Annotated in this window: 8 protein-coding genes and 1 pseudogene; all 9 read left to right on the top strand. The window is 35.1% G+C overall.

Annotation, left to right across the window (positions count from 1 at the left end; translation table 11 throughout):
- The first annotated feature begins 7 nt into the window (after window positions 1-7).
- The 9 genes and pseudogenes from hisC (at window position 8) to MKX37_RS14245 (ending at window position 13,555) form a co-directional block, all read left to right on the top strand.
- Window positions 8-1,108 (top strand): histidinol-phosphate transaminase, encoded by a 1,101-nt coding sequence (gene hisC / locus MKX37_RS14280; RefSeq protein ID WP_002066031.1) that lies wholly within the window; start codon window positions 8-10, stop codon window positions 1,106-1,108.
- Window positions 1,101-2,201, top strand: a complete 1,101-nt coding sequence (gene tyrA, locus MKX37_RS14275; protein WP_002168163.1) for a prephenate dehydrogenase — start codon at window positions 1,101-1,103, stop codon at window positions 2,199-2,201. Before hisC ends, tyrA begins: the two co-directional genes overlap by 8 nt.
- Window positions 2,202-2,217: 16 nt before the next feature.
- Window positions 2,218-3,507: a 3-phosphoshikimate 1-carboxyvinyltransferase gene (aroA, locus tag MKX37_RS14270; RefSeq protein WP_002168164.1), complete on the top strand. Its 1,290-nt coding sequence runs from the start codon at window positions 2,218-2,220 to the stop codon at window positions 3,505-3,507.
- A 154-nt stretch (window positions 3,508-3,661) separates the two neighbouring features.
- Window positions 3,662-4,822, top strand: a complete 1,161-nt coding sequence (locus MKX37_RS14265; RefSeq protein WP_002200142.1) for a GNAT family N-acetyltransferase — start codon at window positions 3,662-3,664, stop codon at window positions 4,820-4,822.
- A gap of 232 nt (window positions 4,823-5,054) precedes the next feature.
- On the top strand, window positions 5,055-5,621 hold the full coding sequence (locus MKX37_RS14260; RefSeq protein ID WP_002110452.1) for a TetR/AcrR family transcriptional regulator: 567 nt from the start codon (window positions 5,055-5,057) through the stop codon (window positions 5,619-5,621).
- Between the two features lie 211 nt (window positions 5,622-5,832).
- Window positions 5,833-8,949 carry an MMPL family transporter gene (locus MKX37_RS14255; protein ID WP_078422380.1) on the top strand — a complete coding sequence of 1,039 codons (3,117 nt, stop codon included), beginning with the start codon at window positions 5,833-5,835 and terminating at the stop codon, window positions 8,947-8,949.
- A 313-nt stretch (window positions 8,950-9,262) separates the two neighbouring features.
- Entirely contained in the window at window positions 9,263-10,888 is a 1,626-nt protein-coding gene (locus MKX37_RS14250) for an ABC-F family ATP-binding cassette domain-containing protein (RefSeq protein ID WP_002032778.1), read from the top strand.
- A 161-nt stretch (window positions 10,889-11,049) separates the two neighbouring features.
- Window positions 11,050-11,112 (top strand): annotated as a pseudogene (locus MKX37_RS27450) (ATPase); the annotation flags it as partial.
- 469 nt (window positions 11,113-11,581) lie between these two features.
- Window positions 11,582-13,555 carry an LTA synthase family protein gene (locus MKX37_RS14245; protein WP_078422381.1) on the top strand — a complete coding sequence of 658 codons (1,974 nt, stop codon included), beginning with the start codon at window positions 11,582-11,584 and terminating at the stop codon, window positions 13,553-13,555.
- The last annotated feature ends 8 nt before the right edge of the window (window positions 13,556-13,563 follow it).

The following is a 13,563-nucleotide window of genomic DNA, read 5'->3' as shown; positions in this document are numbered from 1 at the left end:
ATTTAACATGCGAGTAAAAGATCAACTATCATCATTACAACCGTATAAACCAGGTAAATCACCAGAGCAAATGAAAGAAGTATACGGGAATCATTCATTTGTTAAGTTAGCATCAAATGAAAATCCATTTGGCTGTTCACCTCGTGTTTTAGGAGAATTACAAAAATCGTGGCAGGAACATGCTTTATATCCTGACGGAGGTGCTGAAGTACTCCGTCAAACAATTGCAGAGAAATTACAAGTGCAAATGGAACAAGTGCTTTGTGGTAGTGGACTTGATGAAGTCATTCAAATTATAAGTCGTGCAGTGCTCTGTAAAGGAGATAATATCGTAACTGCTGGCGCGACATTCCCTCAGTACCGTCATCATGCAATTATTGAAGGCTGTGAAGTGAAAGAAATTGCTTTAAAGAACGGTGTATATGATCTAGATGAAATTTCTTCAGCAGTTGATGAACATACAAAAATCGTATGGATTTGTAATCCGAACAACCCGACAGGCACATATGTGAATGAGCGAAAATTGACTCAATTCATTGAAAGCATTAGTGAAAATACGTTAATTGTCATTGATGAAGCGTACTATGAATACGTAACAGCAAAAGATTTCCCTGAGACATTACCGCTTCTAGAAAAACATAACAACATTCTTGTACTTAGAACGTTTTCTAAAGCGTACGGATTAGCTTCTTTCCGCGTTGGTTATGCGATTGGACAGGAAGAGTTAATCGAGAAATTAAATGTCGTACGTTTGCCATTTAACGTATCTTCATTAGCGCAAAAAGCAGCGACGATTGCTTTTAACGATGAAGCGTTTATTGAAGAAATAGTTCGTGTTAATACAGAAGGATTACAACAATACGAGAGTTTTTGTACAGAAAATGAAATTCCATTTTATCCGTCGCAAACGAACTTTATCTTCTTGCCGGTAGATGATGCTGGGGAAATTTATGAAGCTTGTGCGCATGCAGGGTTTATTATTCGTCCGTTCCCAAATGGTGTTCGTATTACAATCGGAACTAGGGAACAAAATGAAGGAGTGATTTCAGTGTTAAAACAACACTTTGAAAATAAAAAAGGTAAGTCTCGAGATGAGGCAAATGTGTAAAAAGGTAGTATTAATCGGTACTGGATTAATAGGAGGCTCTCTTGCATTAGCGATTAAAAAAGAGCACGATGTAACGATTATCGGTTATGACATATTTAAAGAGCAAGTAGAGCGCGCAAAAGAATTACATGTAGTTGATGAAGTAGCAGTAGATTTACAGCGTGCATGTGAGGAGGCAAATTTAATTGTATTTGCCTCTCCAGTTGAAGAAACGAAAAAGTTGTTACACAAACTTGCATCATTTCATTTACGAGAAGATGTCATTGTTACCGATGTAGGAAGTACGAAAGGGACAATCATGAATGAAGCAGAAGCTTTATTAACAAAGCAAGTTTCATTTATCGGCGGACATCCGATGGCAGGTTCTCACAAAACAGGAGTTGAAAGTGCGAAGGCGCATTTATTTGAAAATGCATTTTACATTTTAACACCGATGAATCATGTATTAGATGAGCGAGTAGAAGAGTTGAAAGAATGGTTAAAAGGAACAGGCTCTCATTTTCTTGTATTAAATACAAAAGAACATGATTATATAACAGGAATAGTTAGTCATTTCCCACATTTAATTGCAGCAGGATTAGTAAAACAAGTTGAGAAACATGCTGGTGATAATCCGCTTATTCATCAACTAGCGGCAGGCGGATTTAAAGATATAACACGTATTGCATCAAGTAGTCCGAAAATGTGGAGTGATATCGTAAAGCAAAATCGAGGGCATTTATTGGAACTATTAGAAGAATGGATTTTAGAAATGGAAGAGCTATATAAGACGGTTTCTAAAGGAGATGCAGGAGAAATACAAAGTTATTTTGCAGATGCGAAAGAATATCGTGACTCTTTACCAGTTCGAAAAAGAGGGGCGATTCCTGCCTATCACGACTTATACGTCGACGTTTTAGATAAAGTAGGGGCATTAGCCCATATCACAAGCATTCTAGCAGAAGAAGAAATTAGTATTACGAACTTGCAAATATTAGAAGCGCGAGAAGGATTGCTCGGAGTTTTACGAATTAGTTTCCAAAGAGAAGAGGATCGAACGCAGGCAAAAATTGCGCTCGGAAAAGAAGAATACCAAACGTATGAAACAATTTAATGAGGAGGGTGACAACGTGAAAGAAAAAACAGTACAAACTGTAAATAACGGATTGAATGGCAAAATTACAATCCCTGGAGATAAATCAATTTCCCATCGCGCTGTCATGTTTGGCGCAATCGCGGAAGGTAAAACAACAATTAAAGGATTTCTTCCTGGTGCGGATTGTTTAAGTACTATTTCTTGTTTTAAAGAAATGGGAGTAGAGATTACACAAAATAGAGACGAAGTTACGGTAATTGGAACAGGATTAGAAGGTTTACAAGAGCCAAAAGCTGTATTAGATGTTGGTAATTCTGGTACAACGATTCGATTAATGTCAGGAATACTTGCAAACACACCATTCTTTTCTTGCGTGCAAGGTGATGCTTCAATTGCGAAGAGACCGATGCAACGTGTAACAAATCCACTAAAGCAAATGGGTGCAAAAATTGATGGCCGAAAAGAAGGAACGTTTACGCCGCTCACAATACGAGGCGGGAATTTAAAGGCGATTGAATATACTTCACCGGTAGCAAGTGCGCAAGTGAAATCAGCTATTTTACTTGCAGGCCTTCGCGCAGAAGGTGTAACAGCTGTTACAGAACCTCATATTTCCCGCGATCATACAGAAAGAATGCTTGAGGCGTTTGGCGTTACAGTAACTCGCGTGGGGAAAACAGTGAAACTAGCAGGAGGACAGAAGTTAACCGCAACAGATGTTCAAGTGCCAGGTGATGTATCATCAGCGGCATTTTTCTTAGTAGCAGGTGCAATTATTCCAAATAGTAAACTACTATTACAAAATGTGGGAATGAATCCGACTCGTACAGGTATTATTGATGTTCTTGAGAAAATGGGCGCTACGTTTACTGTAGAGCAGATTAACGAAGGAGCATCAGAACCTGCTGCAAATATTACAATTGAAACATCGCCGCTGAAAGGAATCGAAATCGGTGGAGATATCATTCCACGACTGATTGATGAAATCCCAATTATCGCTTTAGCGGCAACACAAGCAGATGGAATTACAGTCATTAAAGATGCACACGAGCTAAAAGTGAAAGAAACGAATCGTATCGATACAGTCGTTGCTGAACTAACGAAACTCGGAGCCCGCATTGAAGCAACTGATGACGGAATGATTATTTACGGCAAATCAACTTTAAAAGGTAGTGCAGTACATAGTCACGGAGATCATCGCATTGGCATGATGCTGGCGATCGCCGGCTGTATTGCTGAAGGAGAAACAACGATTGAAGATGCAGAAGCAGTAGGCGTATCATATCCTACATTTTTTGAAGAGCTTCAAACGTTAGCTAAATAAATTGATGAGAAGCAGATGCGTAATGTATCTGCTTTTTTATGTTAGATTGTTTCTAAATCGATATCTTTTGTTGAAACATCCTCGTAATTTCACTTACCGAACTATAATAGTTTGAATTGTGGTATAATTCGAACGAAGGATGGAGGAGAAATATATGAACGTTATACAATTAAAAGAAGATAAGTTTAGAGAAGCATTACGTTTATCAGAATATGCTTTTCAATATAAAGCAAATGAAGAATGGATAGAGCAGAAAATTGCAAGAATGAAGGAAAGCCATCAAATATACGGTATTATGGAAGGAGAAGAGTTAGCTGCAAAGTTGCACTTAATTCCTTTTCATATTTACATAGGAAAAGAAAAGTTTAAAATGGGCGGCGTTGCGGGGGTAGCGACGTATCCGGAACATAGAAGAAGTGGATATGTAAAAGAGTTACTTCAGCATTCACTGCAAACTATGAAAAGAGATGGATATAGTGTATCGATGTTACATCCATTTGCCGTTTCATTTTATCGTAAATACGGCTGGGAACTTTGTGCGAATCGAATCGTATGTCAGATGACAAAGAGCGATTTAATAATTAAAAAACAAGTGAATGGTACAGTGAAACGTTTTAGTAAAGATAATCATCCAGAAGAAGTAGAGAATCTATATGAAACATTTGCAGAACGATTTTCTGGTATGTTAGTTCGCGGACGTAAATGGTGGTTACAAGCGGTGTATCATGATTTAACATTGGCAGTTTACTATGATGAAAATAAAACGGTAGCTGGTTACATTTTATACAAAATAGAGAATTCTAAAATGAAAGTAGAAGAATTTGTCCCATTACATAATGAAGCAAGAATTGGTCTTTGGAACTTCATCTGCCAACATGATTCTATGATTAAAGATCTAGAAATGATACTAAGTGAAAAAGAACCATTGTTATATACATTGCAAGAACCGCGAGTGAAGGCAGAACTGAAACCATATTTTATGGGTAGAATTGTAGATGTGGAGCAGTTCTTAAATCAATATGAGTTTAATTGGAACAGTGCGCAGCAAGAAGTGATCTTACAAATTACAGATTCATTTGCACCTTGGAATAACGTAACTGTGAAACTTGCAAATCATGAAGTAACAATTATAAACGAAGAGACATTGCATAAAGGAATTAGACTAGATATCAATGCGTTATCTACAATAATGTTTGGCTACAAACGTCCGTTAGAGCTAAAAGAACTTGAATTAATTAGCGGAAGCGAAGAGGAAATACGAGTATTTGAGAATTTAGTACCGGTACGAGAAGCATTTATTTATGATTTCTTTTAATTCACATATATGAAATCGAGCTGTCCAAAATAAAATTTTTGGATGGCTTCCTCTTATGTTGTCAGTTTTTGTCGGTAAGTCGATATATCTTAAAAATCGCGGATGTAATTTCATTCACAAGCATGGGCTATAAAAATTCTGTATTACTTTGTCACGCACTTGACTTTTAATCCGTGTAATTTATAATTAAAAACGGAATGAATTTTCATTCCTGAAAATTGAGGTGAGCAAAATGGCTAAAAATAAACAAGAGGATATTTTTGATGCTGCTATAAAACTTTTCGCAGAGCGTGGTTACGATGGTACGACAATTCCGATGATTGCTGAAAAAGCAAATGTTGGCGCTGGTACTATTTATCGCTATTTTGAAAATAAAGAGGCACTCGTTAACTCACTATTTTCAAAGAGCATGTTGCAATTATCTGAAATACTAAAAACTGATTTTCCTGTTGAAGCAAATATTCGTGAACAGTTTAGTCATATTTATAACCGTTTATTTGAATTTGCGAGAAACAATGTGGATGCTTTTCTTTTTACAAATTCTCACTGTGATAGTTATTTTCTTGATGAACAGAGTAACAAAATATTTGACGATTTTATAGGCTTCTTTATGAATATTATAGAAGATGGAATCGCAAAAGGTTTGCTCCGTCCATTGCCTCCAGTTGCTTTAATTATTATTGTATATCAACCGCTAGAAAAATTAACTAAAGTAATGGCAACAGGGCAATTAGAATACTCAAAAGAATTAGTAAAAGAATTGGAAGAAAGCTCTTGGAATGCTATTAGAATCATTTGATTCTATAGCTCTATAAGGATAGGAATGAACATTCATTCCTAAATAGATATATAAAATGAGAACAGGAGATGATATATCCGTACAACTAAAGGAATGAATATTCATTCCTTTAGAGGTAGGTAAATAGATTTAAAAATAATTTAATAGAATAATAGGAATGAACGTTCATTCCGAATGCAACATGAAATTCTAAAAGTAGGAGATGATTCATATGAGCAAATTAAAAAGTTGGAGAAGTTTATCTTTTCTATTATGGGTAGTTATTACTATTACAATGGTCGTAACGATGCCTAATATGGATAAGTTAGTGAAAGAAAAAGGGCAAATTACGATTCCTAATACAGAACAAAGTAGTATTGCTGACAAGATGATAAAAGAGATGGATAAAGAAGGTGTTGAAAAGTACGAAATTATAGCCGTTTTTAATAGTGGTAATAAAGCAGCTTTAACTACTGAGCAAAAAGAGGAAATAACAAAAACAATCAATGCGTTACAAAGTGAAAAAGAGCAATTAGGAATTAAGGAAGTTGTTTCACATTTAGATAATAAAGACTTGGAAAAACAGTTAATTTCTAAAGACAATACGACTATTTTAACGCAAATATCGGTAGATAAAAAGCATGGTGAAATATCAAAAGTTGCAAATGTACTTCATAATAAAATTAAACCGAAAGGAGTTAAAACGTACTTAACAGGAAGTGATTTAATAGCGGGTGATTTTCTTACATCCTCTCAAGAGGGCGTGAAAAAGACAGAAGTTATTTCGATCATTTTCATTCTTGTAGTATTAATCATTGTATTCCGTTCACCAGTTGTTCCGATTATTTCTCTTCTTACAGTTGGTGTTTCGTATTTAATTTCAATGGGGATTATTGCCCATCTTGTTGATCAATTTAATTTTCCGTTTTCAAACTTTACGCAAGTGTTTGTAGTTGTCGTCCTGTTTGGAGTAGGAACAGACTATAACATTTTATTATATACGAGATTTAAAGAAGAATTAAGTAAACAAGAAAATGCATATTTAGCTACGAAAGAAACGTTTAAATCGGCAGGTAAAACCGTTTTATATAGCGGGATAGCAGTACTAATTGGCTTTGCATCTCTTGCTTTAGCAAGTTTTAAATTATATCAATCTACTTCAGCGGTAGCAATTGGTGTCGCAGTACTACTACTCGTATTAACCACTTTAAATCCATTTTTCATGGTGCTTTTAGGAAAAGGAATGTTTTATCCAGTTAAAACATTTAAAGGACATGAGGATAGTCGTTTATGGGGATTCTTTGCGAAAAATTCAGTAGCAAGACCATTTATCGCTTTAATTATCGTATTCGTGATATCGATTCCATTCGTATTAAAATATTCTAACACGCTTAATTACAATGATTTATTTGAAGTGGATAATAAATATGAATCAAAAATGGGGATTAACGTAATAGAAGAGCATTTTCCGCCTGGTTTTTCTTCACCAAGTACGTTAGTCATTCAATCGGATAAAAAGTTAGATGAGGCGAATTCTTTACAAACTTTAGATGAACTTACTGATAAAATCTCGAAAGTTAAAGGAGTCTCAGAAGTATATTCACCGACGCGTCCAACTGGAGATAAGATTAAAGAATTATATATAAATAAACAAGCCGGAGAATTGAATACAGGCTTAGGAGATGCAAATGGTGGCATAAAAGAAATTAATGAAGGATTAACTGATGCGAAAGATAAAATGGGTAGTAATGACTCAAATAGTCTTGCAAATGTTCAAAAGTTAATTGATGGAACAAATGAAGCGAAAAATGGCGTATCAGCATTAGGGACAGCTTTAAATCAATTATCGAATGGAATAAACAATGGAGCACAAGGAGCGAAGCAAATAGAGGATGGGCTAGCATCATTAAACGGAAATATCAATGCCCTGTCAAATGCAACTTCGCAGCTTCATGCTGGTTATGCTCAGTTAGAAAAAGGTTTAAGTTCGTACGATCAATATTTCGGAAGTATTTCTCAAGCGATTGATGGTGCGAAAAAAGGATATGAACAAATTGAAACGTTAATGAACAATTTCATTCAAACAAAACCAGAATTAGCAAATGATCCTAATGTGCAGCAAACATTAGGAATTGCAAAAGAAGCTCAGAAGCAATTGAGTGTTCTTTCAAATGAATTAAATCAATTAGCGACGCAGCACAAAGCAGCGATGAGTTCATTTAAAGAAGCAAATCAATCATTATTAAAAGTAGATAATGGTTTAAAGGAAATGAACAATGGAGTAATGCAACTACAAAAAGGAGCTGCTGAACTGAAAAATGGATTGAACGAAGGAGCTACAGGTTCAAAACAAATTTCGAACAAATCGGCTGACTTACAATCTGGATTAACGAAAATAAACGATGGGCAAGGACAGTTATTAACTGGACTGAAAGATTTACAAGAAAAGATGGGGCAATTGCAATCAGGTTTATCTAAAAGTACAGAGGGGTTAGGAAAAGTAAGTAACGGTCTAGGTGACGCTCAAAAATATTTAGGAGAGTTAAATGAGTCGAAAAGCTCTGAGAAATTTTATATTCCGAAAGAAGTTTTAGAAGGAGAAGATTTCCAAAAAGCATTGAATACGTACATGTCACATAATAGAAAGATTGCTAAAATGACAATTATTTTAGACGTAAACCCGTATTCAAAAGAAGCGATGCCTATCATTCAAGAAATTAATAAAACGATAGATGGTACGTTAAAGGGAACAGAACTAAATGATGCGAAAAAAGCAATTGGCGGGACAACAGCTAGAAACGTTGATTTAAAAGAAGTAACCGGGCAAGATTTCCTACGTACTGCTACGATTATGTTATTAGGGATTTCGCTTGTATTAATCGTGATTACACGCTCATTCTTAAACTCAATCTTTATTATTGGGTCGTTAATTTTAGCGTACTTTGCATCACTTGGTATAAGTGAACAAATTAGTGCACATGTATTAAACGTAGGGTCATTAAGCTGGAATGTTCCATTCTTTAGCTTCATTATGATTGTCGCTTTAGGAGTGGATTATAGCATCTTCGTTATGATGCGATACAATGAGCTAGAAGGGGATTCAGTAACGAAAATTGTAAATGCATCTCGTCACATAGGAGGAGTCGTATTATCAGCGGCACTTATTTTAGGAGGGACATTTGCAGCGTTAATTCCTTCAGGAGTATTGACACTTATACAAGTAGCATCCGTTGTTGGCGTTGCTCTTTTACTATTAGCTTTAATTGTAATGCCGATATTGTTACCTGCTTTAATAGGATTGACGAGTAAATTGAAGAGTTATAAAGAGAAAATAATGAATACGAAATAAGAAAAACCTGTAGGGAATGTTTTCTCTACAGGTTTTTTTGTATATAAAATATGAAATGAAAAAATGATTCAATGTATTACAGAATGAGAAGCGAATAGGGATATTAGAAAGAGGTCGATGATATACAAAAAATAGCTAGGGGAATGGATAAAAACTATTCGATTTCGTTGTAGAAAGCTAATCAACCGTTGCTATTCATCCAGCTTCTACTATATAATAGCTATAGTCTACAATAATTGAGTCGTAATATGCGATTTTTTAAGACAATCGGTGAGAAAACGCTGAAATAAGCGGTATTAGTAGGAGGACACAAATGATTACAGTAAGTAACGTTAGTTTGCGTTTCGCGGATCGCAAATTATTTGAAGATGTTAACATAAAATTCACGCCAGGTAATTGCTACGGTTTAATTGGAGCAAACGGTGCTGGTAAATCAACATTTCTAAAGATTTTATCTGGAGAAATTGACCAATCAACAGGTGACATACATATTACGCCAGGTGAGCGTCTAGCAGTATTAAAACAGAATCACTTCGAATATGAAGAGTTCCCTGCACTAGAAACAGTAATGATGGGTCACACACGTCTTTATAAAGTAATGCAAGAGAAAAATGCAATTTACATGAAAGAAGACTTTAGTGATGAAGATGGCATGCGTGCTGCAGAACTTGAAGGTGAGTTCGCTGAGCTAAACGGTTGGGAAGCTGAGTCAGAAGCTGCAATCCTTCTAAAAGGATTAGGTATTGGTGAAGATATTCATGATAAAAAGATGTCTGAATTAACAGGGGCAGAGAAAGTAAAAGTATTACTTGCTCAAGCTTTATTCGGTCAACCTGACATTCTATTACTAGATGAGCCTACCAACCATTTGGACTTAAAAGCGATTCAATGGTTAGAAAACTTCTTAATGAACTTTGAAAATACAGTTATCGTTGTATCCCATGACCGTCACTTCTTAAATAAAGTATGTACGCACATGGCTGACCTTGATTTCGGTAAAATTCAATTATACGTTGGTAACTATGACTTCTGGTACGAATCAAGCCAATTAGCATTAAAACTAACGCAAGATTCTAACAAGAAAAAAGAAGAAAAAGTAAAAGAGTTACAAAACTTTATTGCACGCTTTAGCTCAAATGCATCTAAAGCGAAACAGGCAACTTCTCGTAAAAAATTGTTAGATAAAATTACATTAGATGATATTAGACCATCATCACGTCGTTATCCGTTCGTTGGTTTCACACCAGAACGTGAAGTAGGAAATGACCTATTAACAGTTGAAGGTATTTCGAAAACGATTGATGGCGAAAAAATATTAGATAATGTGAACTTCACTTTAAATAAAGGTGATAAAGTTGCATTTATCGGACGTAACGATATTGCGATGACAACATTATTTAAAATTCTTATGGGTGAAATGGAGCCAGATAGCGGTTCATTCAAATGGGGTGTAACAACATCTCAAGCTCATTTCCCAAGAGATAACTCTGAGTACTTCGAGAACAGTGATTACACTTTAATTGATTGGTTACGTCAGTTCTCTCCACAAGATGAGTCAGAAAGTTTCTTACGTGGTTTCTTAGGCCGTATGCTATTCTCTGGTGAAGAAGTAAAGAAAAATGTTTCTGTTTTATCTGGAGGAGAAAAAGTTCGTTGTATGTTATCTAAAATGATGTTAAGCGGTGCAAACGTATTAACACTTGATGATCCGACGAACCATTTAGACCTTGAGTCTATTACAGCATTAAACAACGGTTTAATCACATTTAAAGGAACATTACTATTCACTTCTCATGACCATCAGTTCGTACAAACAATTGCAAACCGTATTATCGAAGTAACGCCAAACGGTGTAGTTGATAAGGTAGCAACGTATGATGAGTTCTTAGAAAGTCAAGAACTTCAAAAACAAGTTGATGCAATGTACAAAGGTCAATAATAATTGATTAAAACCCTCGCTTTCTATTATGAGAGCGGGGGTTTTTTTTAGTAAACAAATATTCGTTTTAATATAAAGTGGGGGGAGGATTAAAATGGATAATTATTCAAAAATAACATTAGCGATGGTAAGAAATTTTTGAAGCGTGGATAAACCCTGAAATGATGAAGAAATGGTTTTTTACATTGGAAGGGACGGATAAAGTAACGGGAAATACTCCTGAAGGATGGCTCTGAGCATGATTGGAATGTAATATTCATGGGACTGAAAGAATTGGTTAAAAGAAGAGGGAATAGCTACAAAGGATGATAAACAGTAGTCGAAAAAGTGTAGTTTGAGCAAATTGCCCAAACTACACTTTTTATTTTATGAAATTGGGTAGTTTACATGAATGTACCAAAATTGGAGATAGGTTAGTTTGCAAATGAGGAAATAAAGGATTATAGTTTGTGGAGTCATAATTAGTGGATGAGCCCCTGGGAGAAAACAGGAAATGTTACAAATGTATTTTGTTAAATAGAAACCAAGGTCAAAATGTTTAAAAAGAAATAGTTGAATAAATAAAAGCTACAAATTATAATTACTAATATTCTTCATATAGTTAAACAAATAAAATCTATTTGAAGAAGAGAAATTGAATAGAGAGACAGACTTATATAAAATAAGCCTTGGATGATCAAAAGAGGTGGAGAGATGCAACAATTTTTATTGAAGAGTAAACGAGTATTAAGTAATCATTTTGGATTTTTCGTATTTGCTGTTATTTTACTTTGGTTAAAAACATATGCTGCATATGTGACAGAATTTAATTTAGGGATATCGAACACAATCCAAAAGTTCTTACTGTTTTTCAACCCGTTAAGCTCAGCAGTTCTATTTTTAGGGCTCGCATTATTCGCAAAAGGGAAACGAGCTTACATTTGGTTAATTATTATTAATTTGCTAATGTCTATACTTTTATACGCAAACGTAGTATATTATCGCTTTTTCAGTGACTTTATTACGTTCCCGACATTAACACAATCGAATAACTTTGGAGATTTAGGTGGTAGTATTTTTGCATTGCTACACTTATATGATCCACTATATTTCTTAGATACAATCATTTTAATTGTTTTAGTCGCAACGAAATTTGTAAATCCTAAACCAATCCGTGTTGCGAAGCATAAATTATCTCTAGTATTTGTAGCAGGTATTTTATTATTTAGCGTTAACTTAGGTTTGGCAGAATCTGACCGTCCTGAGTTATTAACTAGAACATTTGACCGCAATTATATCGTGAAATATTTAGGGGCGTACAACTTTACGATTTATGATGGTATTCAAAGTGCGAAAGCATCAACAGAACGAGCATTAGCGGATGGAGATAATATGACAGAAGTTAGAAACTATCTTACATCAACTTATGCAAGTCCAAATCCTGAGTATTTCGGTAAAGGAAAAGGAATGAACGTAATTTATATTCATTTAGAGTCATTCCAAAACTTTTTACTAAACTATAAACTAAATGGTCAAGAGGTTACACCATTCTTAAACTCATTTACAAAAGATGCGAATACGTTATACTTTGATAACTTCTTCCATCAAACAGGACAGGGTAAAACATCTGATGCGGAGTTCATGTTAGAGAACTCAATGTTTGGATTACCACAAGGATCTGTTTTTACAAATAAAGCTCATAACACGTATCAATCAGCACCAGCTATTTTAGGTCAACAAGGATACACATCAGCAGTGTTCCACGGTAACTACAAAACGTTCTGGAACCGTGATGAAATTTATAAATCATTTGGTTTTAATAAATTCTTTGATGCGTCATACTACGATATGAATGAAAAAGATGTAGTAAACTATGGCTTAAAAGATAAACCGTTCTTTAATGAATCAATTCCGTTATTACAAACGTTGAAACAACCGTTCTATACGAAGTTCATTACGTTATCGAACCATTTCCCTTATCCGATTGATAAAGCGGAAGCAACGATTGAACCAGCTAAAACAGGTGATTCATCAGTAGATACGTACTTCCAAACAGCACGCTATTTAGATGAATCTGTAAAAGGATTCATTGATTACTTGAAACAATCTGGTTTATACGATAACTCAATTATCGTTATGTACGGTGATCATTACGGTATTTCAGATAATCATAGTGCAGCAATGTCTCAAATAATGGGTAAAGAAATGAACGCATTTGAAAATGCTCAATTACAACGTGTACCATTAATCATTCGCGTACCAGGAATGGAAGGCGGCGTACAACATCAATACGGCGGAGAAATTGACGTTCTTCCAACGTTATTACACTTACTAGGTACAGATACGAAAAATTATGTCCAATTCGGATCAGATTTATTATCACCAGAGCATAAACAAGTCGTTCCGTTCCGTAACGGTAACTACGTAAGCCCAACAGTTACTGCACTTAACGGCAAATACTATGATACAGCGACTGGGAAACCTGTAGAATTTACAGATGAAATAAAACAAAATGAGCAAATGGTTCAAAAATCACTAAAATACTCCGACCAAGTTGTTAACGGTGACTTATTACGATTCTACACACCAGAAGGATTTACACCGGTAGAACCTTCTAAATATAACTATAACAATCGTGATAAAGATAAAACGAAGGTGAAGACGACTAAAGACGGGGAAACGAAATAAATAATAAA

The organism is Bacillus sp. FSL R5-0709 (genome assembly GCF_038004785.1).
Classification (GTDB): domain Bacteria; phylum Bacillota; class Bacilli; order Bacillales; family Bacillaceae_G; genus Bacillus_A; species Bacillus_A mycoides.
The sequence above is the reverse complement of the archived record's forward strand: the minus strand, read 5'-3'. Positions and strand labels throughout refer to the sequence as shown.